At 53.0% G+C, this 26,391-nt stretch carries 31 protein-coding genes and 1 riboswitch; of the genes, 10 read left to right on the top strand and 21 right to left on the bottom strand.

Translation table 11 applies throughout. From position 1 onward, the window contains the following. Positions 1-10 precede the first annotated feature (10 nt). Genes BMX91_RS14775 through mnhG form a run of 7 tightly spaced genes read left to right on the top strand, consistent with a single transcriptional unit; the run spans position 11 to position 5,759 of the window. Positions 11-2,428, top strand: a complete 2,418-nt coding sequence (locus tag BMX91_RS14775) for a Na+/H+ antiporter subunit A (protein WP_092055911.1) — start codon at positions 11-13, stop codon at positions 2,426-2,428. Further along, entirely contained in the window at positions 2,415-2,837 is a 423-nt protein-coding gene (locus tag BMX91_RS14770; protein ID WP_092055908.1) for a Na(+)/H(+) antiporter subunit B, read from the top strand. Before BMX91_RS14775 ends, BMX91_RS14770 begins: the two co-directional genes overlap by 14 nt. A 1-nt stretch (position 2,838) precedes the next feature. Then, positions 2,839-3,180, top strand: a complete 342-nt coding sequence (locus BMX91_RS14765) for a Na(+)/H(+) antiporter subunit C (protein ID WP_092055905.1) — start codon at positions 2,839-2,841, stop codon at positions 3,178-3,180. Then, positions 3,173-4,654 carry a Na+/H+ antiporter subunit D gene (locus tag BMX91_RS14760; protein WP_092055902.1) on the top strand — a complete coding sequence of 494 codons (1,482 nt, stop codon included), beginning with the start codon at positions 3,173-3,175 and terminating at the stop codon, positions 4,652-4,654. The genes BMX91_RS14765 and BMX91_RS14760 overlap by 8 nt, the downstream gene beginning before the upstream one ends. A 7-nt stretch (positions 4,655-4,661) precedes the next feature. Next, positions 4,662-5,141: a Na+/H+ antiporter subunit E gene (locus BMX91_RS14755; RefSeq protein WP_092055900.1), complete on the top strand. Its 480-nt coding sequence runs from the start codon at positions 4,662-4,664 to the stop codon at positions 5,139-5,141. After that, a complete protein-coding gene (locus BMX91_RS14750) occupies positions 5,138-5,419 on the top strand; it encodes a Na(+)/H(+) antiporter subunit F1 (RefSeq protein WP_092055899.1) in 282 nt (93 codons plus the stop codon). The genes BMX91_RS14755 and BMX91_RS14750 overlap by 4 nt, the downstream gene beginning before the upstream one ends. Further along, on the top strand, positions 5,403-5,759 hold the full coding sequence (gene mnhG, locus BMX91_RS14745) for a monovalent cation/H(+) antiporter subunit G (protein ID WP_092055897.1): 357 nt from the start codon (positions 5,403-5,405) through the stop codon (positions 5,757-5,759). Before BMX91_RS14750 ends, mnhG begins: the two co-directional genes overlap by 17 nt. A 39-nt stretch (positions 5,760-5,798) precedes the next feature. Here mnhG and BMX91_RS14740 read toward each other — a convergent pair whose 3' ends face one another. Together BMX91_RS14740 and BMX91_RS14735 are read right to left on the bottom strand one after the other, a co-directional pair. Further along, positions 5,799-5,993: a hypothetical protein gene (locus tag BMX91_RS14740; protein WP_092055895.1), complete on the bottom strand. Its 195-nt coding sequence runs from the start codon at positions 5,991-5,993 to the stop codon at positions 5,799-5,801. A gap of 55 nt (positions 5,994-6,048) precedes the next feature. Then, positions 6,049-7,557, bottom strand: a complete 1,509-nt coding sequence (locus BMX91_RS14735; RefSeq protein ID WP_092055893.1) for a leucyl aminopeptidase — start codon at positions 7,555-7,557, stop codon at positions 6,049-6,051. Between the two features lie 119 nt (positions 7,558-7,676). Here BMX91_RS14735 and BMX91_RS14730 point away from each other — a divergent pair, with 119 nt between their 5' ends. Next, complete coding sequence (locus BMX91_RS14730) at positions 7,677-8,153, top strand: divergent PAP2 family protein (RefSeq protein ID WP_092055890.1); 477 nt, start codon at positions 7,677-7,679, stop codon at positions 8,151-8,153. Positions 8,154-8,207: 54 nt separating this feature from the next. On the opposite strand, the gene BMX91_RS14725 is transcribed toward BMX91_RS14730, so the two are convergent. The 5 genes from BMX91_RS14725 to BMX91_RS14705 all read right to left on the bottom strand — a co-directional run bounded on the left by BMX91_RS14725 (position 8,208) and on the right by BMX91_RS14705 (position 11,374). Further along, complete coding sequence (locus BMX91_RS14725) at positions 8,208-8,537, bottom strand: YuiB family protein (RefSeq protein WP_092055889.1); 330 nt, start codon at positions 8,535-8,537, stop codon at positions 8,208-8,210. 82 nt (positions 8,538-8,619) lie between these two features. Next, on the bottom strand, positions 8,620-9,135 hold the full coding sequence (locus BMX91_RS14720) for an NUDIX domain-containing protein (RefSeq protein ID WP_092055887.1): 516 nt from the start codon (positions 9,133-9,135) through the stop codon (positions 8,620-8,622). Positions 9,136-9,296: 161 nt separating this feature from the next. Then, on the bottom strand, positions 9,297-10,514 hold the full coding sequence (locus tag BMX91_RS14715; RefSeq protein ID WP_092055884.1) for an NAD(P)/FAD-dependent oxidoreductase: 1,218 nt from the start codon (positions 10,512-10,514) through the stop codon (positions 9,297-9,299). Between the two features lie 175 nt (positions 10,515-10,689). Next, positions 10,690-11,052: a HesB/IscA family protein gene (locus tag BMX91_RS14710; protein WP_092055882.1), complete on the bottom strand. Its 363-nt coding sequence runs from the start codon at positions 11,050-11,052 to the stop codon at positions 10,690-10,692. A 100-nt stretch (positions 11,053-11,152) separates the two neighbouring features. Next, the gene (locus BMX91_RS14705; RefSeq protein ID WP_245744479.1) at positions 11,153-11,374 is read right to left on the bottom strand and encodes a NifU family protein; all 222 of its coding nucleotides are present in this window, start codon (positions 11,372-11,374) and stop codon (positions 11,153-11,155) included. Positions 11,375-11,469: 95 nt separating this feature from the next. Between BMX91_RS14705 and BMX91_RS14700 the strand changes: the two genes are divergently transcribed. After that, the gene (locus tag BMX91_RS14700; protein WP_092055877.1) at positions 11,470-11,799 is read left to right on the top strand and encodes a YuzD family protein; all 330 of its coding nucleotides are present in this window, start codon (positions 11,470-11,472) and stop codon (positions 11,797-11,799) included. Between the two features lie 198 nt (positions 11,800-11,997). Here the strand turns inward: BMX91_RS14700 and BMX91_RS14695 are convergent, their stop codons facing one another. After that, positions 11,998-13,065, bottom strand: a complete 1,068-nt coding sequence (locus BMX91_RS14695; RefSeq protein ID WP_092055875.1) for an NAD(P)/FAD-dependent oxidoreductase — start codon at positions 13,063-13,065, stop codon at positions 11,998-12,000. Positions 13,066-13,208: 143 nt separating this feature from the next. Here BMX91_RS14695 and BMX91_RS14690 point away from each other — a divergent pair, with 143 nt between their 5' ends. Beyond that, on the top strand, positions 13,209-13,451 hold the full coding sequence (locus tag BMX91_RS14690) for a YuzB family protein (RefSeq protein ID WP_177168419.1): 243 nt from the start codon (positions 13,209-13,211) through the stop codon (positions 13,449-13,451). A gap of 48 nt (positions 13,452-13,499) precedes the next feature. Here BMX91_RS14690 and BMX91_RS14685 read toward each other — a convergent pair whose 3' ends face one another. The 13 genes from BMX91_RS14685 to sufB all read right to left on the bottom strand — a co-directional run bounded on the left by BMX91_RS14685 (position 13,500) and on the right by sufB (position 26,391). Then, the gene (locus BMX91_RS14685; protein WP_092055873.1) at positions 13,500-14,267 is read right to left on the bottom strand and encodes a TIGR01457 family HAD-type hydrolase; all 768 of its coding nucleotides are present in this window, start codon (positions 14,265-14,267) and stop codon (positions 13,500-13,502) included. After that, a complete protein-coding gene (locus BMX91_RS14680) occupies positions 14,264-14,716 on the bottom strand; it encodes a DUF86 domain-containing protein (RefSeq protein ID WP_092055871.1) in 453 nt (150 codons plus the stop codon). Before BMX91_RS14680 ends, BMX91_RS14685 begins: the two co-directional genes overlap by 4 nt. A gap of 42 nt (positions 14,717-14,758) precedes the next feature. Next, a complete protein-coding gene (locus BMX91_RS14675) occupies positions 14,759-15,109 on the bottom strand; it encodes a YutD family protein (protein WP_092055869.1) in 351 nt (116 codons plus the stop codon). Positions 15,110-15,123: 14 nt separating this feature from the next. After that, positions 15,124-16,053 carry a lipoyl synthase gene (gene lipA, locus BMX91_RS14670; protein ID WP_092055957.1) on the bottom strand — a complete coding sequence of 310 codons (930 nt, stop codon included), beginning with the start codon at positions 16,051-16,053 and terminating at the stop codon, positions 15,124-15,126. Positions 16,054-16,195: 142 nt separating this feature from the next. Further along, positions 16,196-16,300, bottom strand: coding sequence for a methionine/alanine import family NSS transporter small subunit (locus BMX91_RS14665; protein ID WP_092055867.1), 105 nt, complete (start codon positions 16,298-16,300; stop codon positions 16,196-16,198). Positions 16,301-16,312: 12 nt separating this feature from the next. Continuing rightward, positions 16,313-17,842 carry a sodium-dependent transporter gene (locus tag BMX91_RS14660; protein WP_092055865.1) on the bottom strand — a complete coding sequence of 510 codons (1,530 nt, stop codon included), beginning with the start codon at positions 17,840-17,842 and terminating at the stop codon, positions 16,313-16,315. Positions 17,843-18,033: 191 nt separating this feature from the next. Further along, positions 18,034-19,629 (bottom strand): Na+/H+ antiporter NhaC family protein, encoded by a 1,596-nt coding sequence (locus BMX91_RS14655; protein WP_092055863.1) that lies wholly within the window; start codon positions 19,627-19,629, stop codon positions 18,034-18,036. Between the two features lie 132 nt (positions 19,630-19,761). After that, positions 19,762-19,939: riboswitch (Lysine riboswitch) on the bottom strand. A 60-nt stretch (positions 19,940-19,999) separates the two neighbouring features. After that, a complete protein-coding gene (gene yunB / locus BMX91_RS14650) occupies positions 20,000-20,776 on the bottom strand; it encodes a sporulation protein YunB (protein WP_177168418.1) in 777 nt (258 codons plus the stop codon). Positions 20,777-20,818: 42 nt separating this feature from the next. Then, entirely contained in the window at positions 20,819-22,198 is a 1,380-nt protein-coding gene (locus BMX91_RS14645) for a bifunctional metallophosphatase/5'-nucleotidase (protein WP_245744475.1), read from the bottom strand. Between the two features lie 7 nt (positions 22,199-22,205). Continuing rightward, a complete protein-coding gene (locus tag BMX91_RS14640) occupies positions 22,206-23,030 on the bottom strand; it encodes a sulfite exporter TauE/SafE family protein (RefSeq protein WP_092055859.1) in 825 nt (274 codons plus the stop codon). Further along, a complete protein-coding gene (locus BMX91_RS14635; RefSeq protein WP_092055856.1) occupies positions 23,030-23,890 on the bottom strand; it encodes a DUF72 domain-containing protein in 861 nt (286 codons plus the stop codon). Before BMX91_RS14635 ends, BMX91_RS14640 begins: the two co-directional genes overlap by 1 nt. A gap of 167 nt (positions 23,891-24,057) precedes the next feature. After that, the gene (locus BMX91_RS14630; RefSeq protein WP_092055855.1) at positions 24,058-24,894 is read right to left on the bottom strand and encodes an aldo/keto reductase; all 837 of its coding nucleotides are present in this window, start codon (positions 24,892-24,894) and stop codon (positions 24,058-24,060) included. 99 nt (positions 24,895-24,993) lie between these two features. Continuing rightward, positions 24,994-26,391: a Fe-S cluster assembly protein SufB gene (gene sufB / locus BMX91_RS14625; protein WP_092055851.1), complete on the bottom strand. Its 1,398-nt coding sequence runs from the start codon at positions 26,389-26,391 to the stop codon at positions 24,994-24,996.

The raw sequence follows: 26,391 nt of genomic DNA, 5'->3' as shown, positions 1-26,391 counted from the left end.
AGGACCATTCTTGACATCCGTGCTGCTGTTATTCGCACCGGTCGCGGCCGCCCTCTTGATCCCAATGCTGGCCAACCGGGTGCGGGGAATTCATACCGGTTGGTTCGTTTTGGCCGTGCCGGTGCTGCTGTTCATTTATTATCTGGGCTTCTTGCCCCAAGTGAAAGACGGCGGTGTCCACATCGGGGAGCTGTCCTGGATTCCGTCATACGGTATTTCACTTACCTCGTACATAGACGGCCTCAGCCTTCTGTTCTCGCTCCTGATCACAGGAATCGGGGCACTGGTCGTCCTTTATTCGATCTTTTATCTTGATAAGACGAAAGAGCGCCTCGGCAATTTCTATGTATACCTGCTCATGTTCATGACCGCGATGCTCGGCGTCGTCCAGTCAGACAATATGATTGCGCTCTACGGTTTCTGGGAACTGACATCTATTTCGTCTTTCCTGCTTATCGGTTACTGGTACACAAGGGACCGTTCCCGGTTTGGTGCGCTCAAATCGATGATGATTACCGTCTTCGGAGGTCTGATGATGCTCGGGGGCTTCGTCCTCCTCTACCTCATGGGTGGAACGTTCTCAGTCCGTGAACTCATCTCAATGGCCCCTGAATTGGCAGAACATTCGTTGTTCACCTGGGCGCTTATCCTTATCCTTCTCGGGGCATTCACCAAATCCGCCCAGTTCCCGTTCTATATCTGGCTTCCGGATGCGATGGAAGCACCAACTCCGGTCAGTGCCTACCTCCACTCCGCAACAATGGTCAAGGCCGGGCTTTACTTGGTCGCCCGGTTCACTCCGATTTTTGCGGCATCAGAAGTCTGGGTGTGGCTCGTGACCTCCATCGGGGTGCTGACACTGTTCTGGGGCTCGTTCTTCGCAGTGAAGCAGACTGACCTGAAAGGCATACTTGCCTTCTCGACCGTCAGTCAGCTTGGTCTGATCATGTCCATGCTAGGAGCGGCAGCTGCGGCTTTCCACGTGGAGGGTGCTGCCGAGACAATGTTCAAATACGCCGGCTTCGCCGCCATTTTCCACCTCGTGAACCACGCCGCATTCAAAGGCAGCCTGTTCATGATTGCCGGTATTGTCGATCACGAGACCGGAACGCGCGATATCCGTAAGCTTGGCGGACTCATGGCTCTCATGCCGGTTACATTCACCATCGCTCTGATCGGCTCCCTATCCATGGCCGGCCTTCCTCCGTTCGGCGGCTTCCTCAGTAAGGAATTGTTCCTGACCGGAATGCTGAGCCTTGGAGAACTAGATTTGTTCGCCCCTGCATCATGGGGGACTGTGCTGCTTGTCGCAGCATGGATTGCAAGCGTATTCACATTTATTTACAGCTTTTATTTTGTATTCCGGACCTTTACAGGAAAGCACAAACCGGACCTTCTGCCGAAATCTGCTCATGAAGCACCAGCGGGAATGCTCGTCTCCCCTGCAGTGCTCGGCCTGATCGTCGTGGCGATCTTCTTTGTGCCGAACCTGGTCGGAGACTGGATCGTCAAACCTGCGGTTGCGGCGGTGCAACCGTTCATGTACGGTTCCCCGTCGGATGTTGATGTCCATGTTGCCGCCTGGCACGGACATATCACACCGGAACTGATGATGACGATCGGCATCGTCATTGCCGGGCTGGCCCTTTTCTCGCTGCTGCCTAAATGGCAGGGCCTCTACCGGGTCTTCCCTGAACAGCTGACACTCAACAAGCTGTATGATTCTACGATGATATTCGCCGAAAGCGGCATGAACCGGCTGTCCCGTTCATATATGGACGGACTCATCCGCAGCTACCTGATCTATATGTTCCTGGGTATCGTCATCATCGGCCTAGGTTCACTGATTGCCAAAGATGCGCTGGCCGTCAGCTTTGAGGGCACAGCACCAATCGGCCCGGTCGAAGTTGGTCTCCTCCTGGTCCTGGTAGCTGCGACTGCCACAACTCTTGTTGCCAGAAAACGCCTGACAGCGATCATTTCGCTCGGTGCTGTCGGTTATACCGTTGCCCTGCTGTTCGTTGTTTTCAAGGCACCGGATCTTGCGCTGACTCAGCTCGTCATCGAGACGGTGTCCGTTGCGCTGTTCTTGCTGGCGTTCTATCACCTGCCGAAAATGAGCCGTCATGACGAAAAACGGAAATTCCGTATCGGCAATGCCATCATCGCTGCTTCTGTCGGACTGCTGATGAGCCTTCTGGCAATGTCTTCGGTTTCGCAGCGTGCGCTTCCATCCATCTCTGAATTCTATAAGGAGACGGTATACTCGGAAGCCGGGGGCGGAAATATCGTCAATGTCATCCTCGTGGACTATCGTGGATTTGATACGTTCTTTGAGATTGCGGTTTTGTCAATCGCAGCCATTGGCATCATCGCCATGATCCGTCTTCGTCTCACCAGAAAGGGGGATGGCCATGAAAAGCAGTGATGTCATTCTTCAGACAGCAACGAAAGTCGTGTTTTTCCTGATTTTCCTATTCGCCATCCACATCTTCTTTGCCGGACACTATACACCCGGTGGAGGCTTTGTCGGCGGATTGCTGACCGCATCGGCGATTGTCCTTCTGCTTCTTGCTTTCGATCTGAAAACAGTAAGCAGAGCACTGCCCTTCAACTACACGATTATGATTGCCATCGGTCTTCTTCTTGCACTCGGCACGGCTTCGGCTTCCATCCTTTTTGATGTGCCGTTCTTTACACATGCGTATGATTATTTTGATCTGCCGCTATTTGGTGAGACTTCCCTTCACTCGGCCATGCTGTTTGACCTGGGAGTTTACCTGGTCGTCGTCGGTGCGACGATGAATATTATTCTTACGATTGGAAGTGATGACTAAAATGGAAATTCTCATGTCAGTCATCATCGGTTTTCTATTCATGGCAGCCGTGTACCTCATACTCTCCAGAAGTCTGCTCCGGGTCATCATCGGGACAGGCCTTCTTAGCCACGGTGCCCACCTTCTCATCCTGACAATGGGCGGCTTTGCCGGCCCCGCTCCGCCAGTCGTGGCGGATGGTGTGACAGACTATGTCGATCCGCTGCCGCAGGCACTGATTCTTACAGCGATCGTCATTTCTTTCGGTGTGACGGCGTTCTTCCTCGTCATGGCTTACCGGGCCTATCAGGAACTTGAGACGGATAATATGACTTTGCTGAAAGGAAATGACGAACATGACTAACCTTCTGTTATTTCCGATCCTGATCCCGATCCTGACGGCATCTGTTCTGCTGTTCTTTCCAAAGCGGATTGCTGCCCAAAGGGCTGTAACCGTTGTCGGGCTGGTCGCTTCAATCATTGCGGCTCTATTCCTGCTGCGCACTGTGATGACGGACGGCGTGCAGGCAGTCACGCTCGGAAGCTGGCCGGCGCCGTTTGGCATCTCGATGGTGTCCGATCCGCTTTCGGTGAGCCTGGTATTGACCTCTCTCCTCATTACACTGGGAGTTGTCGTATACAGTTTCCGCTCCATCGGTGAAGGACGGGAAAAGTACTTCTACTATCCTGCAATTCTGTTCATGCTGACAGGAATCAACGGATCCTTCACGACAGGCGATATTTTCAACTTGTTCGTATTCTTTGAAGTCCTGTTGCTCGCTTCCTATCTCCTGATCGTTCTTGGAGGGGAAAAGCGGCAGCTGCGCGAGTCCATCAAATACATACTCGTGAATGTGGTTTCCTCCGCCTTCTTCGTCACAACGGTGGCCATGCTGTACTCGGTCGTCGGATCGCTTAATATGGCTGACATCGCCGAGAAGGTGACGGAAATCGGGCAAAGCGGGATTCTGACGGTTATCGCCGTTATGCTCATCCTCGTATTCGGCCTGAAGGGAGCCATCTTTCCGCTGTACTTCTGGCTTCCCGGCTCGTACGCCGCACCGCCTGTCCCTGTCCTTGCACTATTTGGTGCCCTTCTGACAAAGGTCGGCGTCTACGCGATCATCCGGACGGTCACCCTGCTCTTTCCGCACGATCCCGGTTTTACGCATGAACTGCTGATGATTCTTGCGATTCTGACGGTGATTGCCGGGTGCATCGGTGCACTCGCCTACTATGATCTGAAGCAGATCGTCATCTACAACATCATCATCGCTGTCGGTGTCATCCTTTTCGGTGTAGCTCAGATGAACATGGCCGGCCTGGAAGGTGCGGTATTCTACCTGATCCATGACATGCTTATAAAAGCCGGGCTGTTTATGCTGATCGGCGTCATCATCGCCATCACCGGCACATCGAATTTGCGGGAGATGGGCGGTCTCATGAAAACCTATCCGGGACTCGCCTGGACTTGGCTCGTGGCAGCCTTTGGTTTGGCCGGCATCCCACCCCTCAGCGGCTTCTTTGGTAAGCTTCTGATCGTTCAGGGGGCATTCGAGGCTGACAATCTCTGGGGCGGCATCATCATCCTTGCTTCCAGCCTCATCGTTCTGCTGTCAGTTATCCGGATCTTCATCCATGCGTTTTGGGGCGAGCCCATGCCGGTCAAAGGAACCTCGGCAGGCATCTATCGCGGCCTGCTGATTCCGGCAGTCCTCGTGACTGCTCTGACAGTCTTCTATGGCGTCGGCACTGAATGGCTGCGTCCGCTGATGTGGGATGCCGCGGAAATCCTCCACCAGCCATCGATTTATATCGATGCGGTGTTAAAGGAGTAGATGGATCATGGCCTTTCAAATACTACTAAACTTCATCCTGGCCTTTGCCTGGATGTTCATCCTCAACTCATTCGACGCATCCACTTTCATCATCGGCTGGCTGCTCGGTCTGATGCTGATCATTATGATGCGGCGATTTTTCCCGGGGCCCGTCTACATCAAGCGGGTCTGGGCCATCCTCAAACTCGTTCTGTTGTTCATCAAGGAATTGTGGCTTGCCAACATACAGGTGTTCCTGCTGGTCATCAAGCCAAAGCTCGACATCAAGCCCGCCATCTTCAGGTACCCTACGAAGTTGACGAATGACTGGGAAATTACAGTGCTGTCTGCGCTGATCACATTGACGCCGGGTACGGTCGTCATGAATGTATCCGAGGACAAAAAAACACTTTACGTGCACACCCTGCACGTCGATGATATCGAGGAAGCCGTCACATCCATTCGGGATTCATTTGAAAAAGCGATATTGGAGGTGAGCCGGCCATGATGATTTTCTTCTGGATATCACTGATCGTAATTGTCATCTCAATGGCACTGTTTGTTTACAGGCTGATAAAAGGGCCGACTGCACCTGACCGGGTGATTGCGCTGGATGCAATGGGAGTCACACTCATTTCGGTAGTCGCCCTTTTGTCCCTGCTTGTCGGCACAAGCTTTTACCTGGAGATTATCCTGCTGCTTGCGATCCTTTCCTTTATCGGCACTGTCGCCTTCTCTAAATTTATAGAGAAAGGAGAGATCTTCGATCGTGGAGATTCTGATTAATATCCTTGTTGCATTGCCGATGGTTGTCGGCGTCATCTTTACGCTCGTAACTGCGATCGGTCTTCTCCGATTTCCAGATCCTTATACCCGTGCCCATGCGGCATCCAAAAGTTCAACTGTCGGTGTACTGGGAATTTTGCTTTCGGTTTTCCTCCACTTCTGGCTGGTAGAAGAGCATTTTAACCCGAGAATCCTGCTCGGGATCCTGTTCCTGTTTATCACTGCTCCGGTCGGGGGGCACATGATGTCACGTGCCGCTTACTTTGCCGGAGTTAAGCCGAGTGAACTTACCGTGAAGGATGAGCTTGGAGAAGATATCCGGCGCATCAAAGAAAAATAAAAAAACTTCTGCGGAACATTTCCGCAGAAGTTTTTTATTTCACCAGTAATATGGCCGGTACGGGTATCCGTACGGATAATAGTATGGATATGGGTACGGATACTGGTAATACGGATACCGGTTGCCACCATAAAACAGATCACCGAGCAGGCTGCCGGCAAACCCGCCGAGGAACGGACCGAAGAACAAATCGTTTCCCCCTCTCCGGTAAGGATAACGTCGGTAGCGAGGCATTTGCCTTCCCCCTTTCTCCGCTATCCTATGCCGGATGCCCGGCCGGGCCTGGGCGTTATTCCCCTGACTCTTCCGCCATCAGGTCGACAAGCGTTGCAAGGGTCCGCACCATGACACCTGTGCCGCCTTTTGGTCCCAGGTCATGCGCGGATGAAGCACCGGATGTTCCGGCGATATCCAGATGGATCCAAGGCGTGTCTTCCGCAAATTCCCCGACAAAACCGCCGCCGAAGATCATGTGTCCATCGCCGCCCGGAGAGTTGTTCAGATCCGCCACATCACTTTTGCGGATCCGTTTTTTGTCGTTTTCCGTAAGCGGGAGCCGCCATACAAACTCACCTGTCTCCGAAGCCGCTTCAAGGAACGTTTCGAAGAATCCTTCGCTGTTGGTGAGTGCCCCGGTCTTGTCATAGCCCAGAGCAGTGATAACGCCCCCTGTGAGCGTCGCCACGTCCACAAGGTAATCCGCTCCGGACTGCTTGGCATAAGTGACTGCATCGGCCAGGACAAGACGTCCTTCGGCATCCGTATTCAGCACTTCGATCGTTTTGCCGCTCAGTGAAGTGATGACATCATCAGGCTTAAAGGCGCTGCCTGAGATCATGTTGTCTGTCGAAGCGATGACCGCGACTACGTTCTTATTAGGCCGCAGCTCACCGATGATCCGCATGGCACCCAAAACCGCTGCGGCGCCGCCCATATCGCCTTTCATGCCGACGATGCCGGTCTTTGTCTTGAGCGAGTAACCGCCCGTATCAAATGTGATCCCTTTGCCGACCAGTCCGACCACGTCTTCCCACTTTTCGGTCCCCTTATATTTAAGGACAATCAGACGCGGCTCTTCGACAGAACCCTGATTGACCGCGAGGATGGCTCCCATTCCGAGCTCTTCCATTTCGGCACGGCCCAGTACTTCGAAGCCGAAACCATATTGATCAGCAAGCTGCGCTGCGTAATCCGCCATAGCTGTCGCAGTCAGGATATTGCCCGGCGTGTTGACGAGATCCCGTGCTTCATTGACGGCATCAGCATAAACACGGCCGACACCGAATGCCGGCTTGATCACACTTTCTTCCGAATCTGTAAGAAGCGTGACCTCGCGCAGCTCCACCTGCTTTTCATTGGAGCCGGTCTTATAATCCTCGAATGCATAAGTGCCGAGCCCCAGGCCTTCCGCCGCTGCAAAAGCGATATCCGCATCCTCGAAATCCCCTGATGTGAATGAGGCAGACCAGACGGCTGCGGACTCCGCCTTCATCTTGCGGAGTTCCTTGCCTGCACCGGCAAACACTTTTCTCAGATCATCCGCATCGAGCGTTTTGTCATTGCCAAGACCGGCGAATAGCACCCGTTTAAATCCGGCACCTGGCAACGCCGGCACACGCGAGTATTCATGCCGTCCGGATACCACATCACCTGAGCGGATCCATCCTGACAGGGCACCCGAGAATAGGGCATCCAGCCGGTCCCAGCCTTCCACATGTTCGGTATGCTTCGGCACGCCCACGATGAGCACATCTGCCGTGATGCCTTCTAGGCTGTTTTTCTGTACGCTGACTTCCATTGTCATCCCTCCATCCAGCTTTCGTTCCCATTATACCGGAATGTGCCCGGATACGGGCCGGTACAGGATGCCGATATGTTATAATTTTGATTATCTTCTGTCTGAAAGGTTGTGCCTCCATGGACCTTTTCCACAATGCACCGCTATGGGTCGCGGTATTCAGTATCTTCTTTGCCCAGTTCGTCAAAATCCCGATCCATTTCCTCGCTACCAAAAAAGTGGACTGGAGGCTTTTCACTTCCACAGGCGGCATGCCAAGCTCCCATTCGGCAGCGGTCTCCTCTCTCACCACCGCCATCGGATTTGAACATGGGACGGGTTCGTCAATATTCGCAGTGTCCGCCGTCTTTGCTATTATTGTCATGTTCGATGCTTCCGGAGTCCGTTTCCAGGCTGGCCAGCAGGCCGTCGTCATCAATCAGATGCGTTCGGATTTCAGGAATTTCATCCAGACTACAAAGGAATGGCCACAGAAAGACGAACAGCAAAAGATCGAGGAACTGAAAACACTCCTCGGGCACAAGCCAAGTGAGGTGTACGCAGGTGCCCTGACCGGCATATTACTGGCTGTATTCCTATACACGCTTATCCTCTAAAATCCGGTGCAATTGAAAAAGCGTTCCGCATTTGCGCGGAACGCTTTTTCATTATCAGAACATCCTGTAGCCCATCCGGCGAAGGATGATCATGACGATGCCTGCAAGGATTGCCCCGACAAAGCCACCGATCAGGATGATGATATCTGCTGCATGAAGCGAGACAAATTTGTCGCCAAGGCTGCTGAATGCCATGCCCGGGCTGGTGATATAGTCAAACACCCTTACCTCATCCACAATCAGGATGACGACAATCGGGTAGACGATCGCCATGAGCCATGTCATGCGGAGCAGCATATTCACTAGGAAGCCGATCCCGAAGAACATGACCATGAACAGCAGGAACGACAGCATGACTTCTACAATGGATAATGAACCGTCCAATTCGCTAACCTCCGATTTCCCTTCATCAGTTTACCGGAAAGGTGACCCTCTTTCAACAAGACGGTCCCCGTTCACCAATCTGTCAGAAATCAGGGTCTACGCCCCCTTTGCGGAAAAAGAACTTATAGCTCGTATAACCGAAAATGTCACCGGGCCAGGCACCCTTCACTTCCGGAAGTCCGCCATCCACAGCCTCACCCGCAATTTCATGAATCAGCAGTGAGGAATCCGGTGAGGCGGCCAGCTCTCCGGGTGTCATCCAGCGGGCTTCTGCGATTTCACGCTCCTGAGGGATCACAGGTTGTGTTTCTGTAACCGGTCGCAGGAGGAACAGTGCCATATTGTCACTGATCTCCCCTTTCAGCACTCCGGTCCGGAAACCTGCCATGCCGGTCAATTCTGTGTGGATTCCCGTCTCCTCGGCCACCTCACGGACCGCAGCCTCATCCGCCCGTTCCCCAGGCTCCACGAATCCCGCCGGAAACGACCATTTCCCCTTTAGTCCGCCATACGTTTTCTTGACGACCAGCCATTCCCCGTTACCGTTCATGACGATGCCCGCTGCACCAAGCCAGACCTTCCCCCTCTTATTTCCCACGAATAATCTCCTCCCGTCATCATGGCCGCCGGTTGCACGGCCAACTAAAAGACTCCCCGGCCCGCATGAACATGCTTGCCCACTCGGGGAGTCTTAGGCGCGTTTCCCGATTACAGAAAAGACGGCACGCTCATAATATGAACGCGCCGCCCGGATTCTCATTAAAGAACGTCGAATTTACCTTTTTTTACGACAAGCGATGGTCCGCCAATCATATAAAGCGCACGGTTATCGATCATCTTCTTCAGGAAGCTTGCTTTTTTGCCTGTGACAAGCTTGCCATCGAATACATTGCCGATTGCATCGTCATCGCCAAGCGAGCAGACCGTACCTTTAAGGTCCGGAACGAACTTCTTCGTTTTGCCGCCTTTGGATAGGCTGATGATGTTTTCCGCGACTTGTACGCCCTGTTGCATGGCAATCTGGGCAGTCGGAGGATATGGACGGCCTGCTTCCTCGTTCATGAGGAATGCGCAGTCTCCGACGATGAAGACATCATCATAGCCAGGTGCACGCATATCTTCACGAACAGCGACACGGGCACGCTTGCTTTCGATGGATGTTTCTTCGATCAGGCGGTTACCGCGGACACCCGCAGCCCAAACGACCGTACCGGCCTTGATGAACTCGAACTTCTCTTCGCCGGTCTTGATCTTGACACCTTCAGGAGTAGCCTCGACGACAGGTGTTCCGATCGAGAATTCGATTCCTTTCGACTTCAGGTAAGAAGTGGCGTAATCGACCAGTTTCGGATCGAAGCCCGGCAGAACCATCGGCGCCGCTTCCACGCAGATGACGCGGACTTTTTCACGAGGTACATCAAACTCTTCGCAAAGCTCAGGTACCCGGTTTCCGAGTTCTCCAAGGAACTCGATACCCGTGAATCCGGCTCCCCCGACAACGATCGTCAGGCGGGAATCATCTTTTTCCTGTTCAAGCGACCAAGTAGCGAACTGATACTCGATGTGCTCGCGGATCTGGCGTGCCGCATTAACATCTGCGATGCTCAGCGCATACTTGTCGAGCCCTTCAATTCCGAAGGTCTCCCCTTCGAAACCGAGTCCGATCACGAGGAAGTCATATGTAAGTTCCCCTGCGTCTGTTCCGACTTTCTTGTTGTCCACGTCGATCGACTCGACCGTCGCCTTGACAAACTTCACTTTGTTTTCATTGATGACGCGCTTGATGTCGTAGCGCACGTCTTCTGGCTTAAGTGTTCCTGCTGCGGCTTCGTGGAGCCAGGTCGATTCGTAGTGGTAATCGTTTTTGTTCACGAGGACGATATCCATGTCATCAGTGCCGATCTTTTTTTGGAGGTTGACGACTGTCGAAAGTCCGCCGTATCCGCCTCCGAGCACCAGTACTGTAGGTCTCTTCACTTGATCCAAACCACCTTTATGAAATGTGTCTATTATTAGGACGGCGACATATGCCTGATTGTCACGGCATAGCGCCGTAATTGACAAAATCCCTCAACTCTTAGTTTAGTCCTTTGTATGAGGATATTCAAGAGGTCGCAGGGAAATAAAAAAGACCGGAAATCCGGTCTTTAGGTCAGCATTTTTCTGGTGTGCCCTCTTTCCTGGCCGTCCTGAATGATGTACCGCACCCGCAGGACGCAATTGCGTTCGGGTTGGTGATCGTAAAACCGCCGCCCATGAGGGACTGTTTGTAATCAATTTTCGTACCGTTCAGAATGCCTGCATCCTCTTTGGAAACAACAATCGGGATACCGTGCAGTTCAAGGAATTCATCTTCTTCATGACGTTCTCTCGTGAAGTTGAGGCCGTAGGTCAATCCGCTGCAGCCGCCGCCGTTGACCCCGACACGAAGGAAAGAACCTTCCTCTTCATTGTTGACCATCATTTCCTTCACCTGATAGGCCGCCGCTTCCGTCAGTTCCACCACTTGTGTCATATATCCTCACTCCTTTTCATCCATCTTACCGTTTGTTGGCCACTCGTTCAAATGAATGGACCGATTATTGAAAAGGATCCGCCGAGGCGGATCCGTGTGATCAAAAGACTTGTTCGACTTCGACGACGCCAGGCACTTCTTCGACGAGCGCACGCTCGATGCCGGCTTTGAGCGTAATTGTCGAACTTGGGCAAGTTCCGCATGCGCCAAGCAGGCGGAGTTTCACGATGCCGTCCTCGACATCAACGAGTTCGCAGTCGCCGCCATCGCGGAGCAGGAACGGACGCAATTTATCCAGGACTTCTTGTACACCATCCATCATCGCTGTTTCTGTCACTTCGATTCGACTCCTTTCACTAATATCATTATAATGTGTTCAAGACAGAAAATCCATAACGGAAACCGGAGGTCATCCATTTGAACGAAAAAGGGGTCAGTATCGAGGTTTATGGTGCGGATATCATCTGTGCAAGCTGCGTCAATGCACCGTCTTCAAAAGACACGTATGAATGGCTGGAAGCGGCGATTTCCAGAAAATATCCCGATCATTCCTTCCAGATCGATTATATCGACATCGAACAGCCGATCGAAGATCCTGTCCGCGCCGACATCGCGGCAAGGGTCAAAGATGATGAGTTCTTCTACCCGCTCGTAATGGTCGGCGGAGAAGTTGTCGGCGAAGGTTATATCCAGCTGAAGCCGGTGTTCAAGGAACTCGAGAAGCACGGGTTTACTACAGAAGCATGAGTGGTTTTATTCCATGTATATGAGTGACCGACTGTGGACATAGTCCGCAGTTTTTTCTTTTTCTGAAATTCCTCCAGGTGTTCCAGAACTGCCGCTACTTGAGTGATTACCTTTCGGTGTTAAATGGTAATCTTGTCCCTTTTATCCTTTCTGAGACATCAAAAAACCGGAACCGCATATTGCGATTCCGGCAAAAAATTAGCCGTTATGCCATTTGTACATCCAGAGGATGCCTGATTTCAGCAGGCGCGCGATGCGGCCGGTGACCGTACGGTCGGCGAGGAAGGCGAAGCCTTTCTTTTTTCCAAGGGAACCGACGATGCCCTGGAGTTTGATCTCCGGCATCTTCTCCGGCAATGTTTCGCCGTTCCAGCGCATTTTCAGCACTTTGACGATCTGCTCGCCCTGTTCCTCGGCAAGATAGGCGCTCGGCGCGTGCGGCAGCGCTGCGCAGTCCCCGACGACATAGACATGTTCGTTTTCGGGAATGTTATGGTGAGGGGTCAGGACGATCCTGCCGCCTCCGGCTTTTTCGACTTCAAGATTGCGCACGATTTCGACCGGACGTATTCCCGCAGTCCAGACGACCGCATCCGCCGGAATCGAATTTTCGTGATTATAGAGCATATGGGGCTCCACTTTGGTGATATTCGAGTTGCTGATGACTTCCACGTTGTTTTCATCAAACCAGCTCTGCACGTAATTGCTGAGCCGCTCCGGGAAGTCACGGAGGATCCGCGGACCACGGTCGAACAGTTTGATGTTCAGGTCCGGACGGCTTTCACGGAGTTCACTCGCGATTTCGATGCCGCTTAGGCCGGCCCCGACAATGGCGACAGTCGCGCCGCCCGACAGCCCCAGCACTTCCCGGTATGTATCACGCGACTTACGGATCGTCTGGATGCTGTGCGTATATTCTGCTGCACCCGGCACATCATGATAGTTATCATCACAGCCGAGCCCAATGACAAGATCGTCATATCGGATGCTGTCACCGTTGTCGAGATACACGCATTGTTCATCCATATTGATGTCGACTACTTCTGCTGTGACCGTCCGGAGACGCTCGTGTTCAGGAAAGTCGACACGAACCTCCGCATCCGGAACCGTGCCTGCCGCCAATGCATAGAATTCGGTCTTCAGGCTGTGAAACGGTGTCCGGTCGATCAGGATGATTTCCCGGTCCTCGGGAAGTTGATTGGGCAGGAGGCGCAGCAGAATTCGCATATTTCCGTAGCCGCCGCCTAGAAGGACTAGTTTCTTCATGGTAGTCTCCTTTGATGAAGTTCGGTTTTCGATGTTTTATTGCATTCCATCGCCATTATATCGGAATGTGAGGAGTTTCACAATAAGCCGTTTAATTGACGCGCAGTTGAAAAAGGAGTACGATTTTCGGGTAGGAGAGGTGAATGTTTGTGAATCCGATCGTTGAATTTTGCATGAGCAACATGGCCTGCGGTTCACAGAAAACATTCGAGGAACTCGAACAGGATACGAATCTGGATGTCCTCGAATACGGTTGCCTCAGCTTCTGCTCGCAATGTGCCGAATCGCTCTATGCGGTCGTCAACGGCGAGATTGTCGAAGGCGAGACACCGGATGAACTAAAGGAAAACATCTACCGTTTTATTGAAGAGAATCCGCTGTTCTGATGAAATATCCATATATATAAAGCGCAATGCCGGCCGGCATTGCGCTTTTTAGTTTACTTTCCAATCTCCCAGCGTCTTTAGAGCATAGGTCGGCTGCTCCCCGTAATGCGCAAGATCCTCTGTACGGGTCACTCCTGTGTCCACATGGATCGTGTCGATGCCAAACCGGATGCCCGCTGTGATGTCAGTCTCATAGTTATCACCGACCATCACCATGTCTTTCCTGTCCAGTCCATGTCTTTCGGCCAGCGCTTCGAGCATGGGTACGGATGGTTTGCCGATATAATATGGGCTCACGCCGGTCGCCAGCTCGATCAGTCCGGCAAACGCGCCATTGCCGGGCACGAGGCCCTGTTCGGTCGGATACGCTTTGTCGCTGTTGGTGGCAATGAATGAAGCGCCCGCAGAAACCGCAAGTGAAGCATCCGCAAGCTTCCCGTAGGTGATACTGCGGTCGATGCCGACCACCACTGCTTGTGGATGCTGTCTGACAACGGTATGCCCCGCCGTTTCAAGCGCTTTCCTGAGCCCTTCTTCACCGATCATCATGACTTTGACCGAACCGTGGACTTTCAGAAGATGGGCAGCCGTAGCCACCGATGAAGTCATGATTTCATCCGGATCGGCTTCGATGCCCATCTTTGCAAGTTTTTCCGCTTGGCTCTCCGGTGTGAGCGCGGAGTTGTTCGTCACGAAGAAAACCCCTGCACCCTGCTCCCTCAGTTTTTGGATAAAGCTGACCGTCTCCGGTATGGGCTCTTCGCCCCGATAGACTGTCCCATCCAGATCAAAGCACCATGCATGGTACTTCCTCATTTATCTTCCTCCGGAAGAAATGCCGAAACCGGGCCAAGCTCTTCAGCCAGGTAGCGCCGCGTGCTGTCCGGGAAACGCCGGAGAGCCGGCATTGTACCGTCCAGCACTCTCACCGTTTCAGCAGGATCGACCTCCATGAATTCACGTACAATCATTTTTCTGAGGCCGACCAGTTCTTTCAGGGGAGCCTCCATATCCGCTTCAATCACTTTTTCATCCAGAAGAATATCGATGATATCTTCATAACTGCCGGGATCCCTCATGATGAAGCCATCGATCAGCGTATTTCCGATATCGATCACTGATTCAATAAGATTATGGGCGATCCGTTCCATCGCGAGCATTCCTGCTGCGCTTTCCGACCAGTCGGAACGGCTGTCGTACACTTCAAAAAGATGCTCCATATGGGCTGCTGTCTTTTCCACTTTATTTCGGTCGATAAAGTACATGATGATTCCTCCTGTCGGTTCAAGACGAAAACCCGCAACGGCTCAATCGCCGTCCTGCGGGTCCTCCTGTTCCTTTTCTTGCCTGGTGCTCATTTTTTTCGATGCACCTTTACCTTTAGCACCCTGCACCCTTTTGATGACAAAATAGGCGCATCCGAAGTTGCAGTGCTCATAAAGATAGTCCTGCAAGGTACTGATCTTCGTCGCGATGGTCGCTTTCGGGTTTTTATCATCGAAAAAGCCCCTGAGCCTGAGCTGGCCATAGCCCCAGTCACCGACGATGTAGTCATATTTGCCGAGAATCTCGCTGTAGCGGGCCTCAAGGGCGTCCTCTTGCAGGGCATCCCGATAATCCTCGACTACTTCGTACTCGGTGTTTTCAATCCTGATCATGTCCGTTCCTTCTTTCAGGCTTGTGGAGCAAGCTCGGCTTCACCACGGCGTTGGCGTTCACGGGCAGCTGCGTTGACCTGCTCATCCGCATGATAGCTGCTCCGCACAAGCGGGCCGGCTTCACAGTGGGAGAATCCTTTGGTCATGGCAATCTCGCGGAGCTCGCCGAATTCCTGTGGTGTGTAGTATTTCTGGACAGCAATATGCTTTTTAGTCGGCTGCAGATATTGGCCAATTGTCATGATATCCACATTATTCGCGCGGAGGTCATCCATCGTCTCAATGATTTCCTCCCATGTCTCTCCGAGACCGACCATAAGGGAAGACTTTGTAGGAATTTCCGGTTGCATTTCCTTGGCTCTGCGAAGGAACTCCAGTGAACGGTCGTAGGTCGCTCGTGCGCGGACCCGCTTTGTCATCCGGCGGACCGTTTCGATGTTGTGGTTCAGGATATCCGGCTTGGCATCCATCAGTGTCTTCAGGCTGTCATAATCCCCCGCCAGGTCAGACGGCAGCACTTCCACCGTCGCGAACGGATTCTTGCGGCGGATGGCACGGATTGTCTCGGCCATCACACCCGCTCCTCCATCACGCTGGTCATCGCGGGCAACCATCGTAATGACGGCATGTTTGAGGTTCATCAGAGCGACTGAATCCGCTACGCGTTCCGGTTCGGCAAGGTCAAGTTCATTCGGCAGGCCCGTCTTCACGGCACAGAACCGGCAGGCTCTCGTGCAGACTGCACCCAGAATCATGAATGTTGCGGTCCTGCGTTCGCCCCAGCATTCATGAATGTTCGGACAGCGTGCCTCTTCACAGACAGTGTGCAGTCCCTTTTCGCGCATCATCTTTTTCAGATCGACATAGTTCTCGTTGGTATTCAGCTTGATTTTCAGCCAATCCGGTTTTCGGATGTGCTCGTTTCCCGGCTTGCATGATGTCATCGCCATCGGCTCCATTCTCTCTGTTTTGAAAATGTTCACTGTTGTCAATGTAACACAATGAGCAGGTTGGTACAACAGCCTTCAGGAGTCCGATTGATGCCCCGTCAACAGTAAAAGCGCCCCGCAATGGGACGCCCTCCTGTTAACGATTTTTGGCTTTAAAGACAGCGTTGGCAATACTTGCCGCAAGGCCGCCCCAGATGATCAGAATGCCAAGGATCATCATGAAAATTGCAGATCCGCTCATGGCGTTACCCCCTTATGTTTCATCTCTGTCATATGGCTCCAACGCATTCCTGTTCCACTTGATCAGCGAGAACAGGATACCGAGTATAAGCGCCGCAAGGGCCACAGACCACCCGGCCCCCATGATGAAAGCATCCGAATATCCTTCATAGTTGCCTGTATCATTGTCAAACCGCTTGCCGAGGTTCGTACGGAACAGGTCGAACATCATGTAGCCCAGGACAAGCGGCGTAATGTACATCAGGGAGAATTTCCACCAGCCTCTGATCTGAATATCGGACATCGGGTTGGCATGCTCCTTGAATACATCAAGCTTGCGGAATACCCATGCGATGGCGATGACTTCGACCAGCCCGATGAATGCGACGCCAAACTGGTTGATGAAGTAATCAACAGCGTCAAGGAAGTAAAGCCCGCCACGTGTCGTAAACAGGAGCGAGATGAGTGAAGCAGCACCCGCACCGAATAAGACCGCCTTGTTCCTGGAGATTCCGAGTTTCTCCGAAAGGCCTGCTACATACGTCTCACAAATTGAAATGAGTGAAGATAGCCCTGCCAGTACGAGTGATAGGAAGAATAGGACTCCAAAAAGTGCATTCATGCCAGGGAACTCGTTTATGATCTGCGGGAACACCGCAAAGGCGAGACCGACACCTGCCGTAGCCACTTCATCAACCGCAACGTTGCTTTGTACAGCCATGAACCCGAGGGCGGCAAATACACCGATTCCGGCGAGAAGCTCAAAGCCGGAGTTTGCAAAGCCTGTGATGAAGGCGTTGTTCGTGATATCTGATTTTCTTGGCAGATAGCTGGAATAAGTGATCATGATTGCGAAGGCAATCGAGAGACTAAAGAAGATATGGCCATAGGCCGCTACCCAGACAGTACCGTTTGCCAATTGGCTCAAGTCCGGCTTGAAGAATGCCTCGAGCCCTGTTAATGCTCCTGGAAGCGTCACAGCCCGGATGACAATCATCAGGAAAACGATGACTAAAACCGGAATAAAAATTTTGTTTGCCAGCTCAATTCCTTTCTTCACGCCCGCAAACAGAATGCCGAATACGATAATCCACACAAGAATATGCGGAATCAGAACGCCCGGCACAAAGCCGCCCACCTGCCCCGGCGTGTCAGCCAGGTTCAGCACATCGCCGAACAGGAAGCCCTGTGTATCGTCCCCCCACTGTAAATTGAACGAATACACCGTGTACTTCATCGCCCATGCGATAATGACAGAATAATAGGTGGAGATGACAAAGGCGACAAAAACTCCCCACCATCCCAGCCATTCAGCCTTTTTCCCTTCCATCCTGAAGAAGGAAAGCGGCGCCGAACCGCGGTATTTCTGTCCGATCGTGAATTCCATGATCAGAATCGGGATTCCGGCAGTCAGAAGCGCAAATAAATATGGAATGAAAAATGCCCCGCCGCCATTTTCATAGGCGACATAAGGAAAACGCCAGATGTTCCCCAGCCCTACCGCGGACCCCACCGCGGCAAGGATAAAACCGGCCCTAGTCCCCCATTGTGAACGCTGTCCCATATTGATCCCCCTTGATGTTTCTTTCCGTCCATCCCCCATATTTCTAATAAACGGAAAGATTTATTTTATTCAGACTTCTTTAACCCTATTGTAAGTATAACGACCCTGAAATATGAAGTCAAAGCCTTTTTTCTTTTTCGACACCTTTTGCGCGCATAACAAAAGACAGGGGTTTTCCCCTGTCTTTTGAATCAGTTTCCTGTATGTTCATGAATCGCAGGAGTTGCTGTGCGACCTTTCATTACCCAGATAATAATGACAGACGCCAGCAGGATTACAACTGTGAGAAGTCCCAGTGCAAGAGAATCAGTGAGGCCCATGACGACATACCCGGTGGTTGCTATAGCGGCACTTGACAAGGCATATGGCAACTGTGTGGCTACGTGGTCGATATGGTTGGAGCCCGCTCCGGTCGACGACATGATTGTCGAATCTGAAATCGGCGAACAGTGGTCACCGAATACTGCGCCGCCGAGTACTGCAGCAAGAGACGCGATCAGCATCTCGGGGGCCGCGTTCAGCATGATTTCCCCTGCTATCGGAAGCAGGATACCGAACGATCCCCAAGATGTCCCTGTCGAGAACGCCATGACGCCCGCGAGGACGAACATGATCGCCGGAAGGAGTTCTACAGGAATGTTTGCTCGTTCAACCACTCCGGACAGGAAGGCGCCTGTTTCGAGTTCACCGATCAGATACGTAAGCGCCCATGCGAGAATGAGGATGGATACCGCCGGCATCATTGCCCGGATACCGCTGGTGAATGCAGGAACGATAAAGTCTGACTTGCGGAAGTCTCCCTTCCCCGACTGGGTCATGAACAGAACCAGCGCGACCAGCACTCCGGCGATGCCCCCTGCGAGAAGTGACACCGGAACATCTGTCATCTCAAAAATGGTCCAGATATCCGAGCGGCCGTATTCAGCCATGCTTCCGCGGTAGCCTGTCAGCATCATGGCGCCGAATGTGACTGCGACAAGTGTGATAATCGGAAGCACAAGGTCGATGACACGTCCGTTGTTGTGGACAGGGAACTCTTCTTTGAGCTCACCCGGCACTTCCTTATTCGGATCAAACAGTTCACCTTTTTCGATGGCACGGCGCTCATGCTTGCGCATCTCGCCAAAATCGAAATTGGTGATGGCCGCGAAGAACACAAAGACCAATGTGGCAAGCACATAGAAGTTCATCGGAATCATGAGCAGGAATGCTTCAAGTGCGGAATAAGATACGACGGAAGCACCGGCGAGAATCGTACCGATCACCCCGATGAGGTATGCGCCCCAGCTGGAAATCGGAGCAATCGAGCAAATCGGCGCAGAAGTCGAGTCGATGAAATAGGCCAGCTTCGCCCGTGAAACCTTATGCGAGTCCGTGACAGGCCGGGCGATCTGTCCGACTGCCAGCGCATTAAAATAATCATCGACGAAAATCAGGATTCCGAGAAAGACCGGAAGCAATCTTGCCCCCCGGCGGGTCCGGATGCGCTTTGTCGCCCATTCGGCGAATGCACGGCTTCCGCCCGACAGACTGACAAATGCCGTCAGTACGCCAAGCAGAAGGACGAACAGCATGATAAAGATGTTATAGGTATTCAGCCCGCCGTCCCAGAAGCTGATTGTGAGTGCCGTCCAGAACGACTTGAGAGACGCCAGCGGACTGAATGAGGCTGCAATCAGTGCGCCTGCGATGATTCCTGTGCCGAGCGAGAGAAGCACGCGTTTCGTGACCAGCACCATGACAATGGCGATCAGCGGCGGCAGGATCGAAAGTATTGTACCTGACATGTTTCCATTCCTCCGTTTCCGAAGGGGTAAAAGCCTGTTTGCAAAAGCTAAAACGACCGGCACCCTGCGCTGTTGCGCAAAAGGAAGCCGGCCGTAACTAAGTTCGTCAGTTGGAATGCATCATCACAACGTACGATCTGTAGCTCTCCATGCGGGCCTTCCCGCATGACAGTGCCATCCCTGTTCGGAATGGCCCCAGCGGACCTTCGCTGACTTTCCGGTCCACTTCGGCAATGCTTCCTTTTACGCACGGTCATCGTTGTCAACTCACGTGTGCTACTCATAAGCGATTGCGGCCTCTACCCAATCGATTCTATTTATACCATGTCAACGATCATAGCAGATGAACCTGAAGTTTGCAATAGGAGATTTAGTCTTCCGGGAGCGGGATCGGCACTTCGATGGACGGAGGGTCCACATTCTCTCCTTTATTGAAGATATGCGGCACCTTGCCCTGCACAAGGCCGATGGCAATTGGAATCTGTTGCTGGACAGTGGACTGCTTGGATGCAAACGGCACGATAATCTGGACATTTACCTGGATAATGGCGTTTACCTCGACAAGCGCATTGTTGATGCCGAACTCACGGATCTCAGTTTTGGCGTTGGCGTGGACATTGCCGATTACATGGAAGCGGATCGGGACTTTCGGGCCGAGGTTCCCGAGCATTGGCATACCGATCGCCTGACCGAGCGGCACGAAAAACACGATGCCGTCTCTGTCCTTCATCGTTTCCACATCATACTCGATGTTCTCGATTTTGGGCAGCGCGCTCAGGTCCCCTGCCTCGGCCATTTCAAGGTGGTCCTCGACCAGGCCATGAGTTTCCGCGATGAAGCGGTTGATGATTTCCGTATTCAGCTTGGCCGTGACAACTTCCGACTGCTCGGCAGGGACGTACTCGATGATGTCGTTAACATCAAGGACATTTGCCGTACGTGCATCAATGGCCTTGGCGATCACTTGTGAGGCAATCTTTGCCGTTTGCACTTCCGCGTACTCGGTCAGTGCAGGTGCAAGCCTGGCATTGATAAAATAAAACATTCCCACCACCATGATGAGTCCAACCGGGAGGAGGAGCGGCAGGAGCCGCCTTTTTCCCGCTCCGGGTCGCAGCCTCCTCCTGCGCGCATAAGGAAACTTCAATAAATAATCCCCCTGCCCCATCTTACGGGGAGAGGGATGGATTTATGAGGAGGGTGCACCAAACTTCCTTATTGCGTATCCGGCAAGGACATCCCGGATAAATTCCGGCATGAAATATTCTTTTTTGGCCTTCTTGAATGCCGGAAAAAAGAAACCATAGGTGAACAGATCCAGTGTTGCCAGCCGGTACTGCCTGTCCGGTTCAACCGGATTGCCGGCCACATGCAGCCTGCCGTCCGAACCGCGGCCCATTTTGTGATGGATCATCGCCCCGACCACCTCGCCCCGAAATCCGAGTCCTTTAAGCCGGATGTCCGGCCACTCGGCATCCAGGCTCAGCTCATATGCCTCCTCCACTTCAGTGCCGGTCAGCGTAATGACACACGGATTGATCGGATGTGGCAGGAGACGGTGCAGGTCCATCCCGGAAACGGTGCCTTCCGGTAGTCCGCCGAGAAAGATTCCCGAGTTGAACATGGCGCAATCTGCACCTGTATGGGAAAGGAGTGCATCAGCAAACAGGTCGGAAAGTGCGGTGGGACCGGCCCAGCCCCCCCGGAGTTCGTAAGGTGTCTGGAATACGGTTGCCGACAGCAGTTCCGCCGCCTTCTTCCTTAACTGACGGTCATAGCTCGTGTCGTCATCGGGTATGGGCAGTGTCTCCGTGTCGTGGACCTTAGCCGTTGCTTCGACGACCCGCCCTTCCGAATGATCGAACGTCAGCGTCACCTCGCCTATATACTGTCCCCATTTTCCGGCTGCGGCGATCAGCGTGCCGCCGACCTCCCTGCCGTCCGGATACAGATGATGGGTATGTCCGCCGAGGATGACATCAATCTTGCCGCCCGTGTGCTCCGCAAGCCGGTCGTCCTCCGAAGACCCCATATGCGACAGGCAGACCAGAATGTCAGACTGTCCGCTGACTTGGGGCGCTGCTGCCTCGAGTGCGAAACGCGGCCCGGTCACCTTCCATCCCAGACGCTCATAGGATGTGCTGAAATCGGCTGTGGCGGCAATCAGTCCGATCCGGATGCCCGAGCGGGTCGTCAGATAACCCTCAGGAACGGTCCAGCCGGGATAGTTTCCTTTTCCCGTGAACAGGTTGTTTAGGATGACCGGGAATTTCGCTTCCTCATAAAGAGCGGACAGTTCGCTTGGTGAAAGGGTGATACCTTCATTGTTGCCGATCGTGACGGCATCATAGCCGATTTCATTGAGCATCAATACATTCCCTTTTCCCCTGGTGGCATCCGTATAGGGATGGGAACGGTCGATATGGTCACCGATATCGAACACAAAACAAGCCTCACCACGCTCTTTATGGTATGCCTTGCGCTTAAGGAGGAATTCCCGGATTCTCGGCCACTTTTCGAAATGGCTGTGGAGATCATTTGTATGATAAATATGAATCGTTTCCTTCAACGTGCAATCAGCCCCAGATTCCTTCATAGATGGACCGGATCCCCGTGATCAGGAGGATGATCCGGAGTGCGGTCACCAGAGTTTCAGAGTTCAGACGTTTGTTCAATGCCGCTCCGACTTTTGCCCCTATGTATGCAGCCGGTACGACGGGAAGCGTATAAAGCCACGGTACATTGCCGAGTGAGATATGGCTTGCCGCATTGACGATCGCTGACAGAAAGACCATGAACATCGATGTCCCAACCGCAACATGCGGCGGAAACAGGAACAGCAAAATCATTGCGGGAACGATGATCGAGCCCCCTCCGATTCCAAAAAGCCCTGAAGCAAACCCGACAATAAATGTCAGCATGACCGCAAACCAGACGGGATATCCGTAATTATGGACGCTGCCTTCCGGATCCGTAAATGTACGCGTGCTTCCATGCTCGACAAACCATCGTACCGGCTTCAGATGTTTCCTCACGAGCAGGAGCACGGACAGGAAGATGAGCAGGATGCCGAAATAAAGATTAAATGACGGCAGGTCCAGCCCTTTGTTCACGTAGGCTCCAAGGACCGTACCAGGGATGCTTCCCGCAAAAAAGATCAGCCCGCTCCGGTAATCAACCGTCTTTGACTTCATATAAGAGAGTGTCGAAGACAGCCCGATGAAGATCATCATGATGACAGACAGTCCGACGATTTTCTGCGGGGTCAGGCCCGGCACCCAGCCGAGGGTGATGCCGAAATAAAGGGCGGCCGGCACAAGGACCACACCGCCCCCGAGGCCGACCAGCGCACCGACAATGCCGGCAAAAAGCCCCGTTACGGCCAGAATGACAAACTCCATCAGAGATCCTCCCCGCCAAACAGATCCAACTGTTGTGCGCCGGGCCGGGCCGTTTCTATTCCTGCGATGCCCATGAACCGCTTGGCATTTTCAGCAGCATGTCCGCCCGAGTTGTTGTTAAAGACGACATAGACATCCTCGGAGGCGATGCAGGTGATTTCTTCGGCCAACCCTTTCAGTTCACTGTCATTGTAGTCATAGAGATAGCGGACTTCCCGCCATTTCTTATCGTCACGCCCGTTCGCCTTCCACCCTGCAGTATTGCGCCCGTGCAGGCGGACGAGTGTCTTGTCCTCGCGTGTGGCTTCAGGAACGAAGGGGACGCTGCCTTCCCCCGCCTGCGGTTCATCGCATACCGAGTGGATGAACCGCTGCTCGCGGAGAAAGTCCAATGTGCCTTCCCGGTATTTCTCCGAGTACCACGACTGATGCCGGAATTCGACGGCCACATCAAGTTCATCGAGATACTCCCTCATCTTCCTCAGCACACCGACATTCTCTTTAGTGCAGTCGAACCAGGGCGGGTACTGGGCGAGGATCATCGGCAGCTTGCCAGCCTCCAGCATCGGCCCGACCGACAGCCGGAAAAGCCGGAACATCTCTTCTTCTGACTCATAGGGAAGCCGTCCGCGGTGGTGGCCGGTCATCCCCTGGTACGCCTTGACGATGAAGCCGAAGCCGTCAGGCGTCTCACTGATCCATTTCCGGATATTCCGCTCCGGCTGGATGGCGTAAAAGGTCGAGTCCAGCTCCACGAGCTTGAAATGACCGCTGTAGTCCTTCAGCTTATCCGTTTTCTTGGAGGTGGGGCTGTATACATCCGGGTGGTCGCCCCAACCGGTCAGGCCAACCCTGATCATGGGCCTCCCGCTCCCTTCATCCTATTTTTATATGATTCATCTTATCACAATACCCGCATCAGGGACCCGGAAAGCCGGTGCTGATAGGAAAAGAGGGACAGTGATGGATCACTGTCCCTCTTTTAATACACTCAAGGATTGAATCATCTTGCACATAGGAAGGCCGATCAGAATTCCTGATAAACCGCCGGATCCTGGTCGTCGATGCGGCCATCCGGGCGGCTGAGGGAATCGATCTTTTCCATGTCCTTTTCAGACAGTTTATAATCGAAAATCGCCAAGTTTTCACGCTGCCTGTCCGGATGGGCGGAACGAGGAATCGAAACTGCGCCGTGCTGATAATGCCATCTCAGCACAATCTGTGCCGGTGTTTTTCCATACTTGTCCGCCAAGTCCATAATGACAGGCTCGCTCAGGACTCCGCGTCCGCGGAACAGCGGGCTCCAGGACTCCGTGACAATTCCCCGCTCATCATGCCATTTCCGCTGTTCCTCCTGGTTAAAGAACGGATGCAGCTCGATCTGGTTGATTACCGGCAGCTCTCCCGTTTCCTTCTCCAATCGTTCAATATGTTCCGGCAGGAAGTTGCTGACACCGATTGACCGGACGAGGCCGCGTTTTTTCGCCTCGATCAATGCCTGCCAGGCTTCCACATACTTGCCTTCCTTCGGGTTCGGCCAGTGGATCAGATATAGGTCGAAGTGATCCAACCGCGCACGGTAGAGGGATTCCTCGATGGCTTTCAGGGCCTCGCTGTATTCATGATAACGGCCGGGAAGCTTGGAGGTGACAATCAGTTCATCACGACCGACAGTAGCCTGCCGGATCGCTTCGCCAAGCGTTCCTTCATTTTCATAGTTATAGGCAGAATCGAGCATCCTGTAACCGTTGTCGATAGCGTGCCTGAATGAATCGACTGCTTCCCTTCCCTTTAGGAACACCGTCCCGTATCCCATTACCGGGATGGACAGTGCGTCTTTGAGTGTGATGCTTGGTATGTTCATGGTCTCACTCCTTCCCCAATCTCTACCACTCAACAGATCATTTAAATCCATACATGAAAAAATCCCGCCACAAATGTGACGGGATACAGATGATTCATATTAACCGATCGAGCCTTCCATTTCGAACTTGATGAGGCGGTTCATTTCGACCGCGTATTCCATCGGAAGTTCTTTCGTGAATGGCTCGATGAAGCCCATGACGATCATTTCAGTAGCTTCTTCCTCGGAGATGCCGCGGCTCATGAGGTAGAAGAGCTGCTCTTCGGATACCTTCGAGACTTTGGCTTCGTGTTCGAGGGAGATGTTGTCGTTCAGGATCTCGTTGTACGGGATCGTGTCGGATGTGGACTGGTTGTCCATGATGAGCGTATCACACTCGATGTTGGCACGCGCACCGTGTGCTTTGCGGCCGAAGTGCACGATTCCGCGGTACGAAACCTTGCCGCCCTGTTTCGAAATCGACTTGGAGACGATCGTCGAGGACGTGTTCGGTGCAAGGTGCATCATCTTCGCACCCGCATCCTGGTGCTGGCCTTTGCCTGCAAGTGCGATGGACAGCGTCATGCCGCGTGCGCCTTCGCCCTTGAGGAGGACAGCCGGATATTTCATCGTCAGCTTGGAGCCGATGTTGCCGTCGATCCATTCCATTGTCGCGTTTTCTTCTGCAACCGCGCGCTTTGTCACGAGGTTGTAGACGTTGTTCGCCCAGTTCTGGATGGTCGTATAACGGCAATAAGCATCCTTCTTGATGATGATTTCAACAACCGCCGAGTGAAGCGAGTTGGTCGTGTAGACAGGCGCTGTGCAGCCCTCTACATAGTGAACGCTTGCGCCTTCATCCACGATGATCAGCGTACGCTCAAACTGCCCCATGTTCTCGGAGTTGATGCGGAAGTAAGCCTGGAGTGGAGTATCCACCTTTACGCCCGGCGGGACATAGATGAACGAACCGCCCGACCAGACCGCGGAGTTCAGCGCGGCGAACTTGTTGTCCGCAGCCGGGATGACCGTTGCCCAGTACTTTTTGAAGATATCTTCGTTTTCGCGGAGCGCCGAGTCGGTGTCCTTGAAGACGATGCCCATGTCCTCGAGGTCTTCCTTCATGTTGTGGTAGACGACTTCGGACTCGTACTGCGCGGAAACACCCGCGAGGTACTTTTGTTCCGCTTCCGGAATGCCCAGCTTGTCGAAGGTGCGCTTGATCTCTTCAGGGACTTCATCCCACGAGCGCTCAGTCGCTTCAGACGGCTTGACGTAGTAAGTGATCTCGTCAAAGTTCAGTTCGCTGAGATCGCCTCCCCACATCGGCATCGGCTTTTTATAGAAGATGTCGAGAGCCTTCAGGCGGTAGTCGAGCATCCATTGGGGCTCTTCTTTCATCCTGGAGATTTCTTCGACGATTTCTTTGGTCAGGCCGCGCTTCGAACGGAAAACCGATACGTCTTTGTCGTGGAAGCCGTATTTATAATCGCCGATTTCCGGCATTTTTTTAGCCAT

The sequence above is a fragment of the Bhargavaea ginsengi genome (assembly GCF_900109165.1).
GTDB classification, from domain to species: Bacteria; Bacillota; Bacilli; order Bacillales_A; family Planococcaceae; genus Bhargavaea; species Bhargavaea ginsengi.
The sequence above is the reverse complement of the archived record's forward strand: the minus strand, read 5'-3'. Positions and strand labels throughout refer to the sequence as shown.

Excerpts from the sequence above, each read along its gene's own strand:
- BMX91_RS14770 (WP_092055908.1), top strand. The coding sequence starts at position 2,415 with ATGAAAAGCAGTGATGTCATTCTTCAGACAGCAACGAAAGTCGTGTTT.
- BMX91_RS14765 (WP_092055905.1), top strand. The coding sequence starts at position 2,839 with ATGGAAATTCTCATGTCAGTCATCATCGGTTTTCTATTCATGGCAGCC.
- BMX91_RS14760 (WP_092055902.1), top strand. The coding sequence starts at position 3,173 with ATGACTAACCTTCTGTTATTTCCGATCCTGATCCCGATCCTGACGGCA.
- BMX91_RS14755 (WP_092055900.1), top strand. The coding sequence starts at position 4,662 with ATGGCCTTTCAAATACTACTAAACTTCATCCTGGCCTTTGCCTGGATG.
- BMX91_RS14750 (WP_092055899.1), top strand. The coding sequence starts at position 5,138 with ATGATGATTTTCTTCTGGATATCACTGATCGTAATTGTCATCTCAATG.
- BMX91_RS14740 (WP_092055895.1), bottom strand. The coding sequence starts at position 5,993 with ATGCCTCGCTACCGACGTTATCCTTACCGGAGAGGGGGAAACGATTTG.
- BMX91_RS14735 (WP_092055893.1), bottom strand. The coding sequence starts at position 7,557 with ATGGAAGTCAGCGTACAGAAAAACAGCCTAGAAGGCATCACGGCAGAT.
- BMX91_RS14730 (WP_092055890.1), top strand. The coding sequence starts at position 7,677 with ATGGACCTTTTCCACAATGCACCGCTATGGGTCGCGGTATTCAGTATC.
- BMX91_RS14710 (WP_092055882.1), bottom strand. The coding sequence starts at position 11,052 with ATGACACAAGTGGTGGAACTGACGGAAGCGGCGGCCTATCAGGTGAAG.
- BMX91_RS14705 (WP_245744479.1), bottom strand. The coding sequence starts at position 11,374 with ATGATGGATGGTGTACAAGAAGTCCTGGATAAATTGCGTCCGTTCCTG.
- BMX91_RS14695 (WP_092055875.1), bottom strand. The coding sequence starts at position 13,065 with ATGAAGAAACTAGTCCTTCTAGGCGGCGGCTACGGAAATATGCGAATT.
- BMX91_RS14690 (WP_177168419.1), top strand. The coding sequence starts at position 13,209 with ATGTTTGTGAATCCGATCGTTGAATTTTGCATGAGCAACATGGCCTGC.
- BMX91_RS14685 (WP_092055873.1), bottom strand. The coding sequence starts at position 14,267 with ATGAGGAAGTACCATGCATGGTGCTTTGATCTGGATGGGACAGTCTAT.
- BMX91_RS14680 (WP_092055871.1), bottom strand. The coding sequence starts at position 14,716 with ATGTACTTTATCGACCGAAATAAAGTGGAAAAGACAGCAGCCCATATG.
- BMX91_RS14675 (WP_092055869.1), bottom strand. The coding sequence starts at position 15,109 with ATGATCAGGATTGAAAACACCGAGTACGAAGTAGTCGAGGATTATCGG.
- lipA (WP_092055957.1), bottom strand. The coding sequence starts at position 16,053 with ATGACATCATGCAAGCCGGGAAACGAGCACATCCGAAAACCGGATTGG.
- BMX91_RS14665 (WP_092055867.1), bottom strand. The coding sequence starts at position 16,300 with ATGAGCGGATCTGCAATTTTCATGATGATCCTTGGCATTCTGATCATC.
- BMX91_RS14660 (WP_092055865.1), bottom strand. The coding sequence starts at position 17,842 with ATGGGACAGCGTTCACAATGGGGGACTAGGGCCGGTTTTATCCTTGCC.
- BMX91_RS14655 (WP_092055863.1), bottom strand. The coding sequence starts at position 19,629 with ATGTCAGGTACAATACTTTCGATCCTGCCGCCGCTGATCGCCATTGTC.
- BMX91_RS14640 (WP_092055859.1), bottom strand. The coding sequence starts at position 23,030 with ATGGAGTTTGTCATTCTGGCCGTAACGGGGCTTTTTGCCGGCATTGTC.
- BMX91_RS14635 (WP_092055856.1), bottom strand. The coding sequence starts at position 23,890 with ATGATCAGGGTTGGCCTGACCGGTTGGGGCGACCACCCGGATGTATAC.
- BMX91_RS14630 (WP_092055855.1), bottom strand. The coding sequence starts at position 24,894 with ATGAACATACCAAGCATCACACTCAAAGACGCACTGTCCATCCCGGTA.
- sufB (WP_092055851.1), bottom strand. The coding sequence starts at position 26,391 with ATGGCTAAAAAAATGCCGGAAATCGGCGATTATAAATACGGCTTCCAC.